This window comes from Lapidilactobacillus concavus DSM 17758 (assembly GCF_001435835.1).
Taxonomy (GTDB): domain Bacteria; phylum Bacillota; class Bacilli; order Lactobacillales; family Lactobacillaceae; genus Lapidilactobacillus; species Lapidilactobacillus concavus.
Genome location: NZ_AZFX01000038.1, coordinates 37,372 through 56,332 on the forward strand (window position 1 = coordinate 37,372; position 18,961 = coordinate 56,332).

General features: G+C 41.5%; 13 protein-coding genes and 2 pseudogenes. 4 read left to right on the forward strand and 11 right to left on the reverse strand.

The genetic code is table 11. The annotated features are described in order from the left end of the window. Positions 1 to 1,004: 1,004 nt before the first annotated feature. The 3 genes and pseudogenes from FC15_RS03980 to FC15_RS03990 all read left to right on the forward strand — a co-directional run. Complete coding sequence (locus FC15_RS03980) at positions 1,005 to 1,646, forward strand: SDR family oxidoreductase (protein ID WP_057824188.1); 642 nt, start codon at positions 1,005 to 1,007, stop codon at positions 1,644 to 1,646. 348 nt (positions 1,647 to 1,994) lie between these two features. Continuing rightward, positions 1,995 to 3,518 (forward strand): ribosomal protection-like ABC-F family protein, encoded by a 1,524-nt coding sequence (gene abc-f / locus FC15_RS03985; protein ID WP_057824189.1) that lies wholly within the window; start codon positions 1,995 to 1,997, stop codon positions 3,516 to 3,518. A gap of 261 nt (positions 3,519 to 3,779) precedes the next feature. Further along, a pseudogene (locus FC15_RS03990) lies at positions 3,780 to 5,138 on the forward strand (aldehyde dehydrogenase family protein); the annotation flags it as partial. Positions 5,139 to 5,301: 163 nt separating this feature from the next. Here FC15_RS03990 and FC15_RS03995 read toward each other — a convergent pair. The 8 genes and pseudogenes from FC15_RS03995 to mutY form a co-directional block, all read right to left on the reverse strand. Then, entirely contained in the window at positions 5,302 to 6,186 is an 885-nt protein-coding gene (locus FC15_RS03995; RefSeq protein WP_057824193.1) for an ROK family protein, read from the reverse strand. Positions 6,187 to 6,197: 11 nt separating this feature from the next. Next, positions 6,198 to 7,559, reverse strand: coding sequence for a glycoside hydrolase family 32 protein (locus FC15_RS04000; protein ID WP_057824195.1), 1,362 nt, complete (start codon positions 7,557 to 7,559; stop codon positions 6,198 to 6,200). After that, complete coding sequence (locus FC15_RS04005) at positions 7,559 to 8,416, reverse strand: carbohydrate ABC transporter permease (RefSeq protein WP_057824196.1); 858 nt, start codon at positions 8,414 to 8,416, stop codon at positions 7,559 to 7,561. The genes FC15_RS04000 and FC15_RS04005 overlap by 1 nt, the downstream gene beginning before the upstream one ends. Beyond that, positions 8,406 to 9,296 carry a carbohydrate ABC transporter permease gene (locus tag FC15_RS04010; protein ID WP_057824198.1) on the reverse strand — a complete coding sequence of 297 codons (891 nt, stop codon included), beginning with the start codon at positions 9,294 to 9,296 and terminating at the stop codon, positions 8,406 to 8,408. The genes FC15_RS04005 and FC15_RS04010 overlap by 11 nt, the downstream gene beginning before the upstream one ends. A 52-nt stretch (positions 9,297 to 9,348) precedes the next feature. Next, positions 9,349 to 10,641: an ABC transporter substrate-binding protein gene (locus FC15_RS04015; protein WP_057824200.1), complete on the reverse strand. Its 1,293-nt coding sequence runs from the start codon at positions 10,639 to 10,641 to the stop codon at positions 9,349 to 9,351. Between the two features lie 105 nt (positions 10,642 to 10,746). Next, a complete protein-coding gene (locus FC15_RS04020) occupies positions 10,747 to 11,727 on the reverse strand; it encodes a LacI family DNA-binding transcriptional regulator (RefSeq protein ID WP_057824202.1) in 981 nt (326 codons plus the stop codon). 140 nt (positions 11,728 to 11,867) lie between these two features. Continuing rightward, positions 11,868 to 12,869 (reverse strand): annotated as a pseudogene (locus tag FC15_RS09325) (UDP-N-acetylglucosamine 2-epimerase). Positions 12,870 to 12,940: 71 nt separating this feature from the next. Then, positions 12,941 to 14,044: an A/G-specific adenine glycosylase gene (gene mutY / locus FC15_RS04035; protein WP_057824345.1), complete on the reverse strand. Its 1,104-nt coding sequence runs from the start codon at positions 14,042 to 14,044 to the stop codon at positions 12,941 to 12,943. A 257-nt stretch (positions 14,045 to 14,301) separates the two neighbouring features. Between mutY and FC15_RS04040 the strand changes: the two genes are divergently transcribed. After that, complete coding sequence (locus FC15_RS04040; RefSeq protein WP_057824208.1) at positions 14,302 to 15,393, forward strand: SLC13 family permease; 1,092 nt, start codon at positions 14,302 to 14,304, stop codon at positions 15,391 to 15,393. 21 nt (positions 15,394 to 15,414) lie between these two features. On the opposite strand, the gene FC15_RS04045 is transcribed toward FC15_RS04040, so the two are convergent. The 3 genes from FC15_RS04045 to FC15_RS04055 are packed head-to-tail and all read right to left on the reverse strand — an operon-like array spanning position 15,415 to position 18,728. Further along, complete coding sequence (locus FC15_RS04045) at positions 15,415 to 16,656, reverse strand: hypothetical protein (protein WP_057824210.1); 1,242 nt, start codon at positions 16,654 to 16,656, stop codon at positions 15,415 to 15,417. After that, positions 16,653 to 17,738: a DUF58 domain-containing protein gene (locus tag FC15_RS04050; RefSeq protein ID WP_057824212.1), complete on the reverse strand. Its 1,086-nt coding sequence runs from the start codon at positions 17,736 to 17,738 to the stop codon at positions 16,653 to 16,655. The genes FC15_RS04045 and FC15_RS04050 overlap by 4 nt, the downstream gene beginning before the upstream one ends. A 3-nt stretch (positions 17,739 to 17,741) precedes the next feature. Beyond that, the gene (locus FC15_RS04055) at positions 17,742 to 18,728 is read right to left on the reverse strand and encodes an AAA family ATPase (protein ID WP_057824215.1); all 987 of its coding nucleotides are present in this window, start codon (positions 18,726 to 18,728) and stop codon (positions 17,742 to 17,744) included. Positions 18,729 to 18,961 lie beyond the last annotated feature (233 nt).

Here is an 18,961-nt window from a genome sequence, read left to right on the forward strand (position 1 = left end):
TGATTTGAGATTAAGGAGCAGAAACTAACAATTATCACTGAACCAGTTATTCAATTGTTAAGACTAAATCAGAAGTTGCGGAGGAAAATGGTTGTGATGCTGTGAAAGTTTTGTTAGGCTGCACGCTTTTTGCAGACTTACAAAACGGGTAAATTGGAGACTTTGCATAGCGTGTGGAACACGTTTGCGAAGGCTCCAATTTTAGGCTGAAGCCATTTTTACAGCAAGCGAAGCGCGTGGCAAAAAGGCGGAGGCCGGCCCCACAGCAAGAACAACCGTTTTCCGTAGCAACTTCGGTGAATAGCAATAAAAAAACTCGATTTTCTCAATTTGTCATTCTGGACACACGAAGAATACAAATGTTCACGCCAAAATACTTGTCATTTTCGATCGAAATGTGCAAGTAATTTGGCGTGAATTTGAATATTTATCGTATCTAAATTTCGCCATTTGACGCAATCACGATTTTTAAACGTGATCATGATTTAATATTCGAAGAAATAGGCTGCCAGCAAATCACACCCAGTTATTTTGAGTTGCCGACTAAATCAGAAGTTGCGAAAGACAATGGGCATGATTGCAGTGATAGTGTTATAAGCTCGAAACATGTTTCGAGCTTATAACACGGGCAAAAATGAAGACTTTGAAACACAAAGGCTTCATTTTTAGGCGTAAGCTCCTTTTTGAAGTAGAGCGTGGAACAAGGCGGTTTGAAGTTGAGCATTAACGATAATTTCTGAATGATTCGCTTGCGGATCGTTTAGAAATTGTTGTTAAGCGCAGACTGCTGCCTTGCGTAATGCGTTTCAAAAAGAGCTGCAGCCGGCCCCACATGCAAGCATGCCCATTGTCTGTAGCAACTTCGGGTTGCACGTTCCATAGCAACTTCGGTTCAACAATTAGCACCCATGCACCACACAAGAACCAATGGTTAATGTTTGCATTCCTACTTTGCTTACTTTACATTAGTCAGTGTAGGGGAGAAATCCTAGGAGGTTGTTATCATGACAAATGTTCTAATTTTAGGTGCTCACGGGCAAATTGCTCGCCTTGCAACGACGCAATTAATTGCGCAACCAGATGTGCAATTAAAACTATTTCTGAGACGTGCTGCACGTTTAGCTAACGTCGAAAACGGTGCTGCCGAAATAATCGAGGGCGACGCCGCAAACTCGGCTGATTTGACAAGGGCTTTATCTAATGTCGATGTTGTTTATGCTAATCTTGCTGGCGCAAATATCGAAGCACAGGCAGCAAATGTGGTTCACGCGATGGATCAAGTTGGTGTTAAACGGTTGATCTGGGTTTCTACGCTGGGAATTTATGATGAAGTGCCAGGTGCTTTTGGCCAGTGGAACCACCAGATGCTAGATGACGGCTACTTACCAACCTATGCGGCGGCGGCCAAAGTGATCGAAGAGTCCAATCTTGAATACACTATTATTCGTCCAGCTTGGCTTGATAATAAAGATGAGGTCGATTACGAGACGACTCAAAAAGGCGAGCCATTCAAAGGCACGGAGGTTTCGCGTAAGAGTGTTGCTACCTATATCGTCCACTTGATCAACCATCCCCACGAGCAGATTGGCCGCTCTATCGGGGTCAATAAACCAAATACTGATGGTGATAAGCCGGCTTGGTACTAACGTCGCAGTTAAAAATCACAAGCAGCTGACAAGTGATTTGATTGATGATATAATAACACCAGCTTAGTTGTGACTTCACAACTAATAACTTTTTAACTTTAAAATAACAATGAGAAACGAGGGATCCTTCCGTTGAGAATCTAAATTAATTCTTTGAATGAGTTCTGCAAACCATTGATGCACGATCGACTGTCAGTTGATCTGTCTTTTCGTTTACCACGACTCATTTTCAGAATCAGTTTGGATTACTCACGGGATGGGTCTCTTTTTTATGGCAAAAAATCTAAGTGGCTCCCACTAACTGATTCTGAAAACTATCTCACTTCCACCTAGAAAAGAGGTTTTTTGATGTCTAACATTGAAATTAAGAATCTAACTTTTGGTTACGCCAACCAAGGTACCCTGCTATTTGACCATGCCAATCTAAACATTGATGAGACGTGGAAACTTGGTTTGATCGGTCGTAATGGCCGTGGAAAAACGACCCTACTAAAACTTTTGCAGAATCAATTAGACTATCATGGTGAAATTACTCACCGGTTAAGTTTCAATTATTTCCCTCAATATATTTCAGATGATCAACAGCTAGCTATTTACGCACTTCAAGAAGTTGCAGATGTTGAACAATGGCAAATCGAACGTGAATTGAATTTGCTCGCCGTCGATCCGGATATCCTATGGCGTTCCTTTGCCAGTCTTTCCGGCGGCGAACAAACAAAGATTTTACTCGCACTCTTGTTTGTCGATGACACCCACTTCCCACTGATTGACGAACCAACCAATCATCTCGACATCAACGGCCGCCAACAAGTCGCCAGTTATCTTCAAAAGAAACGTCAAGGGTTCATCGTTGTAAGTCATGATCGTCATTTCATCGACCAAATCAGCGATCACGTCATGTCAATCGAAAAGCAAACCATTCTGCTCTATCAAGGTAACTTCTCCACCTATAAAAACGAGAAGCAATTAAGTGACAACTTTGAACGAGAACAGAATGAAAAGCTCAAGAAAGATATCCACCGATTGAAACAGAGCGCGTCTGAAAAGTTGAAGTGGTCGTTGTCTCGCGAGGGTGATAAATACGGTGATCCTCACAAAAAAGGCAGCGGTGCAATCGGAGATACGGGTGCAATTGGTGCGAGAGCTGCGCGTGTCATGAAACGATCGAAAAGTTTGGAACACCGCATGACTAATGATATTGAGAGTAAAGAACAATTATTGAAAAACATCGAATATATTGATCCACTTTCAATGAATTTTCAACCAACGCATCGCCAAACTTTGTTAACTGTGAAAGATTTACAACTAAGTTACGATCAGCGCCCCTTATTTAATCCTGTCACTTTTGAGCTCAAACAGAAACAACGATTGGCACTAATGGGTCCCAATGGTGCAGGAAAGTCTTCAATCATTCAGTTTATCCTGGCGCAGTTCGCTGGTGATATGACGGGATTGATCGACCATCCTCAAAACTTAGCCATCAGTTATGTTCGCCAGAACTACGAGGACAATCGCGGGACAATCGACGAATTTACGGCTGCGCATCATCTCGATCGCGAGGAGTTTCTGAATAACCTTCATAAATTGGGGATGGAACGATCTGTCTTCAATAATAAAATCGAAACAATGAGTATGGGACAACGTAAAAAAATTGAATTGGCAAAATCACTGTCCCAACCTGCCGAACTTTATATTTGGGACGAACCCCTCAACTATCTCGATATCTTCAATCAGGAACAGCTAGAAAAACTGATTCTTTCCGTAACGCCGACGATGCTAATTGTTGAACACGATCAATCCTTTATTGAAAAAGTAGCCACACAAACTGTCACACTCCGAAAACCTGTTGACGAAACTCACATTCAAGTTTAAACGAGACCGTCCAGAAATTTGAAACTGTATTATTTTAACTGTTTCCAAATCTGTATCAATAAATTTATTTTAGCTTCAAAAATAGTTTGTGATGTTTTCTGAAACTTTTCAATAACAAGCCCTTTTTAACCGCTAATTTTTTTGAACAAGCGGTTATTTTTATAGCTAAAATTGCTGTTATCATTAAATTTAAGCACTTTACATCTGTTTTCATTAGATTTACAGTATAAGTGAAAATACTAATGAAATGAGATGTCCTCTATGACAACAGCGACAAGTACAAAAACAGCGCCTGTAGATGTCAACGAAACGATCAATGATTTAGTGAGTCGTGCCGTCGCAGCCTTCAAACAGTATCAACATTTCAGCCAAGAACAAGTCGATGAGATTTGTGAGGCCGTCGTCCACACCGCAACCAGTCATGCAAAGGAACTGGCAATTCTTGCGCATAAAGAAACCGGTCGTGGCAATTCTGAAGACAAGGCGATCAAGAATATTTATGCCAGCCAGTACATCTGGAACGAAATTAAGGATCATAAGACCGTTGGTGTGATTGAACGCGATCGTATGAATCGTCTTGAAAAAATTGCAGAACCTCTTGGCGTGATTGCTGGTGTCACCCCTGTCACCAATCCAACATCCACCGTTATTTTTAAAATTTTATTAGCGTTAAAGACACGCAATGCGATTATTTTTGGCTTGCATCCACAGGCACAAGAATGTGGTAGTGCAACATGTCGTTTGCTCGCAGATGCAATCGAAAAAGCCGGCGCACCAAAGAATCTTATTCAATGGATTCACCAACCAAGTATTGAAGCAACCTCTGCACTTATGAATCATCCACAAGTTAACTTAGTTTTAGCAACGGGTGGTCCTGGCATGGTCAAAGCTGCTTATTCAACCGGTAAACCTGCGATGGGTGTTGGCCCCGGTAATGCCCCAGCCTACATCGAAAAAACAGCTAACATCAAGGATGCGGTCGATGATATCATGATGTCGAAAACATTCGACAATGGGATGATCTGCGCCTCTGAAAACAGCATCGTGATTGACCGCGAAATTTACGCAGAAGTTAAGCACACCTTCGAGAGTCAACATGCTTACTTCGTTAAACCCGATGAAGTGGCCAAACTGAGCGAAACTGTAATTGATCCACAACGTCACACCGTTCGTGGTCCAATTGCCGGCCAATCTGCAGAAAAGATTGCCGAAATCGCCGGCATCAAAGTTCCAGCGGGGACAAAATTGTTGATTGCCGGAATCAACGGCATTGGCGTTAACTTCCCGCTTTCCGGCGAGAAGCTTTCACCCGTCTTATCAATGTACGTTGCAAATGATACGAAAGCTGCCTTCAACATTTGCCTAGGCCTACTCAACTATGGCGGCTTGGGACATACTGCCGTCTTGCACACAACTAACCGTGAAATCATTGAAGCATTCGGTCAACAAATGCCTGCTTGCCGTATTCTGGTCAACACACCAGGATCACTAGGCGGTATCGGTGGACTCTTCAACAAGCTCACCCCATCCTTAACCTTGGGAACAGGATCATACGGGAACAACTCCATTTCTCACAACTTGACTGACATGGATTTACTGAACATCAAAACCGTTGCCGAAGCCACAAGACGCCCACACGAACTCATCAACGAACTACGAGACATCATTACTAATTAATTGAAATTCCTATTAGCTTTCAAAATTTGCAGCTTAAGAACAAAAAGTCTCTCGGGATAAATTTCCCCGGGAGACTTTTTACATGGTCTGGACAAAACAAATTTATTTATTCTGTATACGACAACGAAACTGAACTATCTCTAGCCTTATCTGCCAGCAACAAGGCACCCACAATTCCGGCATCATCGCCTAATGCTGCATGAACAATATAGTCTTCAACCGGAGGTGTATCAACATAACCTCCCAATTGCTGAAGAAAAGAAGATCTGATCTTAGGGAATAACTGTTCTTGGTTAGAAACACCACCGCCAAAAATAATGATATCTGGTGCAAACATCACTGTCACATCCACACATGCTTGTGCCAGATAAAAAGCCTCTGTTTGCCACTCATTATCCGCTGTAGTTAATTCCTTTGCAGAGTGCCCTATTCTTTTCTCGATAGCTGGACCAGATGCCATTCCCTCCAAACAACTTTCGTGGTATGGGCAAATTCCGGTAAAATGATCACCCACTACAGGCTTCATGATCAAATGACCAACCTCCGGGTGATTATAACCCGTGTAAATTTGCTTATTCAGAATTAGTCCAGCACCAACACCCGTTCCGATAGTAAAGTAGACAAGATTTTTCTTGCCGATCCCCCTACCTTCTTGCAACTCACCATATGCAGCGACGTTAACGTCTGTCGTCCAATAAATTGGAATGTTGAAAGCATTTTTGAGTTTCAGAAGTAACGGGAAATTAGACCAGCCAACTTTTGGTGTCTTCTTAATATAACCATAATCAGAACGCGCTGGATCAACTCCAATCGGGCCAAAAGAGCCAATCCCTAACGATTCAATTTCATACTGCTTAAAAAAATCAATTGTTTCTTCCAAAACATGTTCTGGACTAGTCGTTGGAATTTTTTCACGGGCCACAATCTGTCTTTTATCATCAGCAACTGCTAATACAAACTTGGTTCCACCGGCTTCAATTGCGCCAATCATCACGGCATCTCCTAACTAAAAACACGATTAATTACTTGGACAGTCCCATTCGTACTATGGACTGAGTGAATTGGTTCTTCAAAGAAATAGATAACGCTTGCGACACATTTACTATTTACGAAGATTTCAAACGAAGAGCGATCTAAGATAATATGAACCATTTCTTGGGGTTCACTAGTAAACACGAATTGACGCTTCTGCCCATTATGATCGATGACGAGATGTAACTGGTCATCGGTCTGAGCAACCAAAATCGCACCACTTTCACTGGTAAATGACAGAGATTGACCTGTTCTAAATCCTTCAGTTAGAACAAAGGAGGTTGCGGTATCTACTTGTACCGGTGTGTTATCGATGACAGTATGCTGGATAGCTCCAGCTGGAACATATGGAATCTGAATTAAATGATTATGCTCATCAAGCTGTAAAATGCGAGGTGATCCCATTTGACCATTCCAAAATTGCTTATGATTGGCGAGAAAATCAGTATCTTCTGCTGAACGCAACCACGGAATCATAATTCGATGGCCCTTGTATTCAAATGACTGTGGTGCATAAAAATCATTGCTAATATCTAGTGGTTGAATTTCTTCAACCTCAAACTGGCCACTCTCCCAATCAAACTTTCCCAATGCAATAAAGACATTGTGAACATCATTTTTGACGCCGATTGCACTGAAGACAAGCCCATCTCGATTACCAAGTGAGAATAAGTCCGGGCACTCTGCAATTTGTCCAAGCTCCGGAATACCGGTGAGTACAACAGATTTATATGTCCAATGAATAAGGTCCTCAGATTCATACATCAAAATTTGTCCAGCGATGTTTTTCATCGATGACGCAATTACCACGTAATATTTGTTATCATGCTTAATAATCTTTGGATCTCTAAAATCTTTTGCAGAAGCACCAACAGGCAAATCAATTGTATCAATTACTGGATTATCGATATATTTTTCAAAGTGAATACCGTCTTCCGAGAATGCAATATTTTGGTTTTCAATTATTGTGCCATCATTATTGATAATGTGACCCGTATACATGAGGTACAGCATCCCATCGTGTACAATTGCAGATCCCGAGAACACACCATTTCGGTCATATGGACGGTCTGGAGCTAATGCAACGGGCTGATTTTCCCAATCAACTAGGTTTGTGCTTGTTGCGTGACCCCAGTGCATTGTATCCCACACCGCGCTGTATGGATTATATTGGTAAAATAAATGATACTTACCTTTGAAATAAATCAAGCCATTTGGATCGTTAATCCATCCTAACGGCGCTGCAAAGTGAGCCTGTGGTCGATATTGTTGCTTTGTTTTCGATAAGTTGTCGTGAATGTATCGATTTGCCGCTGTTGTTGTAAATGTCATTATTTTTCCCCCGTTCCCGAAGCACCAATACCTTGAACCAGATACTTCTGGAAAAAGACATAGATTAAAATTAATGGAATCGTTGATAATGTCAAAATGGCCATTACCTGATTCATATAAACTGGTTGTGTGTTATTAATATTTGTTATTGCAACTTGTAAAGGAAACTTGTCAGTATCCGTTAAAACCATTAACGGCCAAATATAATCGTTCCAACTGCCAATAAATGAAAGTGTACCAACGGTTGCAATTGCAGGTTTCGCCATCGGCAACATTATACGCCAGTAGATGCGGAACATACCGGCACCTTCTAGTTCTGCTGATTCGATCACATCATTTGAAATCGCATCAAAGAAATTCTTAAACATATAAATATAGAATGGTGCTGCCATCGCTGGAAAGACAACTGCGAATGGTGTGTTCAATAAGCCCAAACTACGTGTAATTTGAAATTTTTGAATAATAATTGTTTCGCCGGGTATAACTAGCAATGCAATCATAATGTTAAACAGAAGTTTTCTTCCTCGGAATCGAAACTTTGAAAATGCATATCCTGCTAGTGAATTCACGATAATAGAACCAGCTGTAACGCCGAGTCCGTATAATAGTGAATTTAACATATATAGAAATACGTTAAATCTCTTTAACAAAGAGCTATATGCATTTCCCCACTGCCCAACATCTAGCGATGGTAGGAAGGACTTAAAGCTCCCAATGTCACGGTATATCTGTGCCTCGGGTTTGAGTGAAGATACAATCATCCAGATTAGTGGAAACAAGAAAAGAAATGCCAATAGTGTAATTAAAATTGTACTAATCAATGTTTTAGCAAATCTTGCTTTCTGACTACCTGTCATCATTGTCGCCCCCTGCTCCTGTCACCTTTCTTTGGATCACAGTGAAAAGAATGATTGCGACGCCATAAACTATTGTCATCGCGCTTGCATAACCAAGTTGTCGATCGGTAAAACCAGTACGGTAAATGTAATAAACAGGTGTAATTGTCGAATCCATTGGACCTCCCTGCGTCATAACCATTGGCTGAACGATCAATTTAAATGCGTCTATAAATGTTGTTGTTAAGATCATCAATGAAGTCGGTTTAAGCATAGGCAAAGTAATATGTCGAAACTTTTCCCATTTACCAGCACCATCTAAAGTTGCGGCCTCATAAATCTCATTTGGAATATTTTGTAAGCCAGCCAGAAAAATCAGCATTTGATAGCCAGCACCTTGCCAAGCAGATAATCCGATAATCGCGAACATTGCTTGTTTAGGGCTTGTTAATAACGGTTGTGAAGGCAAGCCTAATTGGTTGAGAACGCCATTTAATAAACCTTGTTCTGGATTCAGGATATAAAGCCATAAGACTGATGTAACAACGAGTGAAACAACAACTGGCGCGAAGAAAGATATTTTAAAAAATGTATTTCCAGGGCGCTTTTTGTTAACGATTAACGCTAATCCCAACGCAACACCAACTTGAAGTGGCATGACAAAAATAACAAACTGTGCAACGTTTCGGACACTCTTCAAAAATATAGGATCTTTAAATAGCGTTAAATAGTTCTTTAATCCAATAAACAAACGTGCTTGCGGAGCCAACATATTATAATCGGTCAATGAATAATAAATTGACATCAATGCAGGTATAAATAGAAACAAAGTTAGTAATAATAACGCTGGAAAAAGATAAATCCAAGCCTGATTACTCTTTGCTGAGGTTATGCTTTTCATACTGCCTTCCCCTTTAATCGTTAACAATATCGATTAATTTTTTTCTTTGACGTTATTTGAGATATTGTTGAATATCCTGTGCTTGTTTTTTCATCAATTTTGCAATATCTGGATTTTCTTTGTAATAAGTTGCCTTTGTAACTGTCTCGGCAAACGTACGTGATACTTGCGGATAGTTGACAAGGACAGGACGCGCATGGCCACTCTTCTGATTTTGATCAATCAAGAATTGCATTGGGGCATTAACTTTTTTCTTCATCAGTTCTGACACTGATTTACGTGCAGGTAAAACTGTGTTGCTCATATCTGTGCGATACATTTGTTTCTTGGCGACTAAAAAGTTAATCAGCGCACCAGCAGCTTTGGGAGCTTTTGTGCTTGAGCTCATCGCATATTGCCAACTTCCTGTTGGTGAAACTAATTTTTTGGTTTTTGGCGAAACTGGATAAGGTAAAATACCATAATCAATATCTTTATACTGATTATCAAGCTCTTGAATCGTCCATGAACCCGACAACATCATTGCATATTTCCCAGTTTGAAATCCCTTTTGTTTTGGACTGATCGTGGTGTATCCATTCTTAACCATATTCTGAATAAATTGAAATGCACTGTTAGTCTCATCGGAATTAAAGTAACCTACTGCCTTAGTCCCTTTTGAATTCGTCACATTACCACCTGCTGACCACATAAATGGTGCAAGAGAATAAATTGACATTTCTGAATGATCCGAGAGCTGCATATCTATTGCTGGTGCATTATATTTCTGCTTCAATCGTTTACTAATGTCCATAAACTCGTCCCATGTCCATGGTTTTTCGAGCGTTGGCAGCTCTGATTCTTGAATGCCCGCTGCTGAAAACATTTTTTTATTGTAATAGATACCTACACCGGATTCAGAATAACCAATTGCATATAATTTATTATTAAATGTGCCTTGATCGCGAATACTTTGTAGAATGTCATCTTTATTTTTAATATATTTACCTACTGGCTGAATAATTTTTGAATTCGCATATGCTGCGGTATTCGGACCATCTAGAGTTAGTACATCGGGCAACGTGTTAGAATTGAGTGCGGCGTTGATTTTATCTTCATAGCCACCACCAGAACCACTGCGAGGAATGTATTGCACCTTAGCGGTATATCCCTGTTTATTTTCCTTATTGAAGGCATTTATATTCTGTTTCATTGCTTTGCCTTCTGGATCTTCTTTAGAATAATGAACCCACATATTAACCGTATCTTTACCACTACCGCTTGCATCATTTTTTGCTGTACAAGCACTGAGCCCAACTGCAGATGCAAACAAAACAGCAACAATACCAAACTTAGATAATTTCATTATTTTATCCTCCTGACTATTTTGGAAACGTTTCAATTAACAAACAAAGTTTAATCTTTGTAAGCGCATTTGTCAATATATTTTTGAAACGATTCAAAAATACCACTAGATAATTGGTCTAGTGGTATTTCCATTTCGATATTTAACTGGTAACACTTCTATTTCAGAAGGACGGTAATGATCATAAATTTTATTCATCAAGATTTGAATGGCTGTTTCTGCCATTAATTCAACAGGTTGAACAATCGTTGAGATACCTAAAGGTTGTTCAGAGGTAAGATTGAACCCATCATAACCAATTATTTGTACATCTTCTGGGACTCTGATTCCTTTTGCCTTTAGAATTGGTTCAATTTGCAATACCATTAAGTCGTTAATACAAAAAATGCCATCTATTGAGGGCTGTCGTTTAAATAAGCCATCAACAAGTTGTTCTAAATTTTCGATGGGCTCTGGTACATAAATCTCATCCATTTCCAATCCTGACTCAGCAATTACCGACTTAAATCCATCTCGGCGTTTTGTGGTTTCATTTGGAAATTTTGAATATCCACTGATAAAAGCAGGATGTTTTACACCTCGAACAAGTAATTCTTTAGCCGCAATCTTTCCACCTATAAAATTATCCGAGGTGACATAAGAAATATCTTCGGTGAAGTATCGATCTATGCTGACAAACGGTAAATTTGATGAGACATATTGATCAATTGCACTATACGTAATTCCCACGATACCGTCGACCTTATTCTGCGTCACCATTTTGATATACTGTAATTCCTTTTCTGCATCTTCGGATGAATTACATAAAAGCAACTTATATTGTCGTCTATATAATGATTGCTCAATATAATAGGCAAATTCAGAAAAGAAGGGATGCCAGACTGTTGGTAAGATTAATGCAATAGTTTGACTTCGATTAGTTTTTAACCCTCGAGCATAGTCATCACGCACGTAGCCAAGTTTTTTTATTGCCGCTTCAACTCGCTTTTTAGTTGCCGGTTTTACTCCCGGTGCATCATTGAGAACTCTTGAAACAGAACCCACTCCAACTTTGGCGAGCTTCGCAACATCTTTCATCGTTGCCATTTAATCACCTTCAAATTAATCATTTCTTCAAATTATATCATATCGCAACCATAGTTTTTGTATCACTTCTTGGTTTATAGCAAACACCCCTTTGACATCCACATTGGACGTCAAAGGGGTGTTTGCTATAAATGAGTTCATCATTCCTCAGGTGCGTCACTTGAGACCAATTCGACGATAGCATTGACTGCATTATCGACAACATGTTCTGAAGTTGGCATGGTTGTGACAAACTGCTCAGGTTTCTCTACGAGATCGGTCAGACAGCGGAATAATTCTGGCGATTCGATTTGTGGGTCAGTCGAAACAAACAAAACGGGTTTGCCCGCGGTCTTGGCTTCTTCCTCAACACCTAACGAATCAGTGATCACTAGCTTGCTTGCCAACAATAGCTCGTGAAACGCAAGCACGGGTTGTGGATTCAGGATGGTAACATTAGGATCATCCGCGAAAATTTCTTAGGCGGAGATTCGCATCGAATAATCATCTGCACTCGGTAAAACAATCTGGTACTCTGGATAAGCTTCAAAAACGTTGCGGACGGTTCGCAAAATCTGGCGCATACCTTGTCCTGCTAGATTTGAGCGATGCAAGGTTAATAATACTTGATGCGGTTCAACGGTAGGTTGTTCAACCCCAAGTTGTCCAAAAGCAACCGGTGATAAATTACCAATTGCTGTAATTTCCCCTGCAACTTCTTGCCGTGATAATTCAGCTTTCTGTGATTCATCGCGGACTAATATCAGGTCCGCAATTTGATTGATCAAACGTCGGTTAAAACCGCTCTTGCAATTACTTGCAGCTTCCATGGATACCACCGGAAAATCATGGTAATGGGCAGCTAAGCTCGCTAAGAAGGAAGGCTGTTTAGCGCCTTGGACTAATAGAACATCTGGATTCTCATTCTCAATAATGTGATTCAACTGTGTCAATTTTCGACTGGCTAACTCAGTTGGATCTGTTTCTGTAATGGCGATGGCAATGTCAGCCTCAAGTGAGACGGATCGTAAGGCATCTTCAACTAAATCTGCATGTGTCGTTATCATGACGATGACGACTTCAAATAACTCGGCTTGCCGAATTGCTTTGATCACCGGTGCAAGCCTTAAGACCGCACCGCGCGAACTGACAACAACGATCATTTTTTCTGCATTTAATCTTCCCCGCACTTTGTCTAAATATGATTGATGGCATCGCCAGTAATCATACTTAGTTACACGAATAATTGCTGATTTAACTTTAATTGGACAGTTGGTAAGGGCGCCTCAGCGATTGCTGCTAAACTTAACCATTTTCCTGAGAATAGGCTTAAATTCGGCGTCGATGTTAATTTGGCTTGGACAATCTGTATGTGCCATTTCTGATGTGTAAACGTGTGAATAACCGGCTTCATTTCGACTTCATGAAATTCAGCGTGAATCTCTGTTTCTTGTTGGAAAAGTGTCGAAAGTTCTGCCAAAACCTCCTTAGGATCACTGGTGGTTAAGTCGTCGCGATCGATGAGTGGCAACATCCATAATCGCGCCAACATGCCTTTAGTTGGACGCTGTTCAAACAGCCAACCTTCAGGACTTTGTATCGCTAATGCATAATAATAAAAATCGATTGGCTTAGCCTTTTTCGTTTTGACCGGATAGGCTAAAGTTGTTCCATCTGCTAAACTCTCATCAAAGTCACGAACCGGCGAATGTTCAGCATCTGGCTGCTTGGCCGTTAAATAACTCGTGCCAAGATCCATGATAGCTTGATTAAAATCGCCAGGGCGGGCAACTGAGATCAACCGATCCCCAATCGCCTGAAAAACAGGACGCGTTTGTGACTTTGAAATGTCCAAATCGATTTTTAATAGCCGGGCAAAGACACGAAAGGCATTACCATCAATTGCCGCAATTGGCTGATTGAAAGCGATACTTGCGATTGCCGCAGCCGTGTACGGGCCAATTCCAGTAAGCGTTTGTAATTTTGCGGCAGTGGTTGGCCATTGACCCGCATAGTCGCGCATAATTTGCTGTGCTGCTTTTTGCATGTTGCGAACCCGTGAATAGTAACCTAAACCCTCCCACGCTTTCAACAGCTTCGATTCAGGCGCACTCGCTAATTCTCCAACAGTTGGAAAACTAGCAATAAAATCGAGATAATAGGGAATCACGGTCTGCACTTGAGTCTGTTGAAGCATAATTTCACTCACAAAAACATGATACGGATCGTGATCGACACGCCAAGGTAGCTGACGTCCTTCACGATCATACCACTCTAAAAGTGCTTTTTGAAACGCGACGATCTTTGCATCTGACCAGTTAAAATATTTCGAAATCAATGTTTCGTCTACAGCCACGTACAAAGCCCTCCAAGTCTAACCGTTACAATCTCTATTATAATACATTGATATGATTTTCGTCCGAAATTATTTATTTTCTGACATAATTATTCGGTTAAACTTGGGATTATTTTAAGATTAACATCGAACGTCTAAATGAGCAATATGTCAAAATGACAAAATAAAACTTGCCGATATCACGATAAAAGCGCAAAATAAAAGGGTTGGACTGAATTGGAAAGGATCCATTTACCGCGATGCTTAAATCAATCTTGAAAGACCGACTACTCCAGATCTCAGCAGTACTTGCTGTCCTTAGTCTATTTCTTGCCAGACCGCGTTTGGCTGACATTAATTTTTCGACGTTGTGGTCAATTACGGCCATGATGACGCTCATTCAGATTTTCAATCATCTACATATTCTCGACTATTGTGCGTATCGCCTGACTGGCCACGCCCATAATGTGCGCCAACTCGTTTGGTTGTTTCTTGCGCTGGCATTTGCGAGCGCGATGTTTCTGACCAACGATGTCACGGTTTTGACGTTAGTGCCACTCTATTTATATGTCGCTAAACAGTATCACCTGCCTGAAATCTTACCGGTGACGTTAATTAGTATGACCGCAAACCTTGGCAGTGCAACCACGCCATTTGGCAATCCACATAACATTTTTTTACTCGCTAAATTTAATATTAGCGTGACACAATTCTTCAAATGGTCATTACCACTTGCATTATTCAGCGTCCTAATCATTGCGGCCTACACGTTTGTTATCAAGCCGACGCCGATTGCCAACATTCCTACTCAACAGATCTACATTCCAAGACGTCCAATGATTTTAGCCATCATTGCAGCGTTATTTGTGTTCGCAGGTGTCCTCGATTTCATCCCCGCATGGGTTGGTGCTATCGTCACGATCATCTTAGCGATTGCACTCCAACCAAAAATTATGACACACGTTGATTACGCAACAATTCTAACGTTCGTTGGTTTCTTCATCATTGTCAGCGATCTCAGTCAAAATGCAATCATCAAAGAAACTTTATCGACACATATTAGTTCGCCTTTATCCGTCTACTTCGGTAGTATTGGCATGAGTCAATTCATTTCAAACGTGCCAACAACCGTGTTGTTTGCTAAATTTACAAAACATGCCGCTGCATTATTATACGGTGCTAATATCGGCGGTTTAGGAACACTCGTCGGGTCTATGGCTAACTTACTCGCCTTCAAGCAGTACACGCGCTATGGTAGCTCTAACAGTACCCGTTTCTTAATTGACTTCACGTGTATTAATTTAGTGACACTCGTTATTTTTAGCCTCTTCGGCTGGTGGGTCATCCAATAGCGTACCTTTGGATCGAATGCATCACTTCTTCAATAAGTCATTAAATCGACGGTAATCATCCTTAGTAGGTTCACTTTGGCTGTATCTCACCGATTCATAAATATTTTGTAGCTGCTCTTGGGTGGCAACTTCCGATGTCAACTTGGTAACTTGCACCGCTGGCGTGTCCGATTTTTGTGGCGCGTATTTTTTTTGAATCGAACGCTGATATTTACGCCGAATCTTTCGGGTCCAACTAGTTTCACCGTCGGCTTTAACCTGTCTTTTCTTTGACTGCCCAATGATAATGTCGTGGTTGTCGCTCGGTAATTCTGGAATCACTTTTTGAGCATGTAACTGTTGAAACAATCTCCTAACCCCGTCATAAAACAAAAAGATCACTAAACCGCCCGCGACAACGATGAAGGCCACGAAGACTCCCATCGGAAACTTATGAGCGGTTTTTTTGATAATTTTTTCTGATGCTGGATTGCCATCGTTCGATTGGAGCATATTATCCATCTTGAGTGTCTTAGTTGATCGCTGTTGATCTCGGCGTGGTCGATTCATCGTTCCTGCTGTTTGTTCCCGCAAAAACTGCGAGCTCAGCCAACTAGGACGCGCTGCAGCAATGCCTGCGACTAGAGCCGCGCCGACAAGAATCAATAGGAATCGACGCTCAAATTGACGAACACCTACCCTCATCAATTCACGCTGAGAAAAATTCTGTGTTGCACCGCCAATTTCTTGATTCTGCCGATAATGTTGGCGAAAATCCAATAATTGTTGAAGGATGAAGAAAAAGCTGAAGGCAATCAAGCTCCAAAGCTGTCCTTCCAGAATATTCATCCCAAAACTAATGAGATACAAGCTGAATGGAATCACATAAAAGAGCCACTCAAAATGTCGGATGGGTTTTAAAACAGCCATTAAAAGCCCAGCGACGGTGATGATTTGAAAGAAAATCGATGGTAATGGCAATATCGTCACAACAAAAACACCCACAAGTAAAACTAACAGGTAAGGAATTAAAGTGATACGACGATTCAGTAACATCGCTAGAAATGTCACGATCACACACAAGCCGAAACTACTAGCGAGACGACTGCCAGTTGCAGATAGTTCACGACTCTGATTCAAAACAAAGATAAACAAGACAATAAATAAACTGCTGCGTGTCGCGGCATCGATGAACAAACTTTGGCGCTCGAGTAAATTTTCAAGATTTATTTTTTGAGGAAGGCTCGTTGCTTGATTAGTTGCGCGTGGTTTTTGAAGCTTCATGGCAACAGCACCTCCTTAACCGCAGTGGCTAATGTGGTGGTATCCGCGCGAAAATGGTCAACCATATTGAGCCAAAGTAACTGATCCCCTAAGGCCGCTTGCAACTGTGGCAAAAAAGGAAGTTGACGCGCGGCAGCTGAAGCACAGACGACAACATGTTGTTCGGAACTAGCCAGTAAGTTGGTGAACAAGGATTCGCTGTTCGTCGTTTGCTCCAAGTCGATAGCGGCACACGCATCTAGCACGACTGCCATTGAAGTAAGTTGTGTCATCATGAAGGGCTCGCCTTGCCGATTACAAGCATTACTCAACACTTTTAATTGCCAGCCAGCCGCTAAACATTCATGTGCAATCGTGGCAAATAGTGAAATCGTCGCTTCCGCATATTTTTCCGTTCGCCAACTCGCTTCATCGGGAAGTGCTAACACTAGCGTGAGTTGTCGCTGAGAAACCGGCTCATATTGGTTGACGTAAAAAGTTCCAGTGGTCGCCGTTTTTTTCCAGTTGACTTGTTTCAAAGCGTCTTGCGGCTGCATCTCTCGAACGCCACGAAACAACAATGGATCCTCGAATAACGAAAAACGCGTTAACGTTTCCCCCAACGAAGATTCCCAATGCTGTTGTATCGGATTGACGTCTAGCCAGTGCGGATAGACGATAATTTCTTGCTGAATCGGATATTTATGTTGTTGAACCTGACCCGTAACTAATTCACGACTCTCAAGTTCGATTTCCGATAGCGTATAGATACCTCGCTTGGCCATCTGCACGTTCAGCGTCCGCTCGCGATTCTCATAGCCATTCAACGAATAAACTTGATTCAAGTTGCCGAGATAATCACCATCGCCTTGACCCACGACGAGTCGAAAAGTGCGCGGAACTGGCAGCATAACTTGCACGAAATGCAGCGGCAATCTTTTGTGATTATAAATATGTTGGGTTAGGACCAACTTTTCGCCTTGAAAGATACGCTTTGTCGAAAAAGTGACCGTCACGAACAAACCATCTTGCCAGTGCCACCGCCACCAAAACCACATCATACCCCAGATGCTGAATAAAACGATGATCAGGATAATAATCATGAATTATCCTTCTTTCCAATTTTCAGTTGGAACCTTTACCTGAGTCAACAGCGTTTGAATTGCAGCTTCTTTCTGTTGCGTGGTAATCATCGGTTGGCGGTAGAACAGGCGATGGGCAAGGAGTGGGATAGCTAAAGCCTGAATATCTTCCGGCGTGACGTAGCGACGGCCTTTCAGATAAGCCAACGCCTGACTCGCGTGTGCAAAGTCAAGCAGTCCACGATTGCTGATGCCAGCGATCACGCCGGGAATGTTGATGACACCTCGACACAATGCAATTAAATATTGACGTAGCTCGGCGTGAATCGTGACAGTTGCCATTTGTTCCCGCATTTTTTTCAATTGATCCTGTTTAAAAATCGGTGCTAAAGCTGGTTGGGTGCTGCCTGTTAAGGATTGCTGTAACATTTGATCCTTCTGTTCAACCGTCAATTGGCTCAACGAGAATTGGAATAAGAAACGATCCAATTGGGCTTCAGGCAACGTAAAAGTGCCCGCAGTTTCCAATGGGTTCTGCGTTGCGATGACAAAAAAGAATTCGGATAACTGATGAGTATTGCCATCAACCGTCACCTGCTTTTCGGCCATTGACTCGAGTAAGGCCGATTGTGTTCGTGGTGTCGCTCGGTTTAATTCATCCGTCAGTAAAATTTGTGTGAACAGCGGACCTTCAATAAACTTGAAAGTTTTGGTATCCGGTTGATAAATATCGAGGCCAGTTAAGTCACTAGGCAATAAATCCGGCGTACATTGTACTCGCTTGAATTGTAAGGCCAATGATTCTGAAAAAGCGCGACTCAACGCCGTCTTACCACTACCAGGATCATCCTCTAATAACACGTGACCGCCTGCAATCAACGCAACCAGTAACAACTGAATCGCCTTTTCGTTGCCGACTAACTTTTGTTGAATGTGTTTCGTCAATGTCGCCAGGATCTCATTGTCGCGTGCATCTTCAGAATTCCGTAATTGAATATCTTGCGTTGCCATTTCGACACTCCTCTTCATCACTGAACACCTGAATACAAACGAAGGCCAGTTTCCCTAATGTTACTAGAGAAACCAGCCTTTTCGTTCATCAGGATATCCTAACAAATTACGATCCAACGCGTTTAACGAGACAAACGAGACTTGGAAAGGTTGAAATTAGAATATCATAAAAAGTTTATGAAGTAAATATAGGTTTTTCACATTAACGGTGAAATTATCTCGTTTACGAAGGT

What these genes read in the sequence shown, in the direction of transcription:
- FC15_RS04010 (WP_057824198.1), bottom strand. Translation starts at nt 9,296, where the DNA reads ATGAAAAGCATAACCTCAGCAAAGAGTAATCAGGCTTGGATTTATCTT.
- abc-f (WP_057824189.1), top strand. Translation starts at nt 1,995, where the DNA reads ATGTCTAACATTGAAATTAAGAATCTAACTTTTGGTTACGCCAACCAA.
- FC15_RS04000 (WP_057824195.1), bottom strand. Translation starts at nt 7,559, where the DNA reads ATGACATTTACAACAACAGCGGCAAATCGATACATTCACGACAACTTA.
- FC15_RS04015 (WP_057824200.1), bottom strand. Translation starts at nt 10,641, where the DNA reads ATGAAATTATCTAAGTTTGGTATTGTTGCTGTTTTGTTTGCATCTGCA.
- FC15_RS04040 (WP_057824208.1), top strand. Translation starts at nt 14,302, where the DNA reads ATGCTTAAATCAATCTTGAAAGACCGACTACTCCAGATCTCAGCAGTA.
- FC15_RS04005 (WP_057824196.1), bottom strand. Translation starts at nt 8,416, where the DNA reads ATGACAGGTAGTCAGAAAGCAAGATTTGCTAAAACATTGATTAGTACA.
- FC15_RS04050 (WP_057824212.1), bottom strand. Translation starts at nt 17,738, where the DNA reads ATGATTATTATCCTGATCATCGTTTTATTCAGCATCTGGGGTATGATG.
- FC15_RS04045 (WP_057824210.1), bottom strand. Translation starts at nt 16,656, where the DNA reads ATGAAGCTTCAAAAACCACGCGCAACTAATCAAGCAACGAGCCTTCCT.
- FC15_RS03995 (WP_057824193.1), bottom strand. Translation starts at nt 6,186, where the DNA reads ATGATTGGCGCAATTGAAGCCGGTGGAACCAAGTTTGTATTAGCAGTT.
- FC15_RS04055 (WP_057824215.1), bottom strand. Translation starts at nt 18,728, where the DNA reads ATGGCAACGCAAGATATTCAATTACGGAATTCTGAAGATGCACGCGAC.
- FC15_RS04020 (WP_057824202.1), bottom strand. Translation starts at nt 11,727, where the DNA reads ATGGCAACGATGAAAGATGTTGCGAAGCTCGCCAAAGTTGGAGTGGGT.
- FC15_RS03980 (WP_057824188.1), top strand. Translation starts at nt 1,005, where the DNA reads ATGACAAATGTTCTAATTTTAGGTGCTCACGGGCAAATTGCTCGCCTT.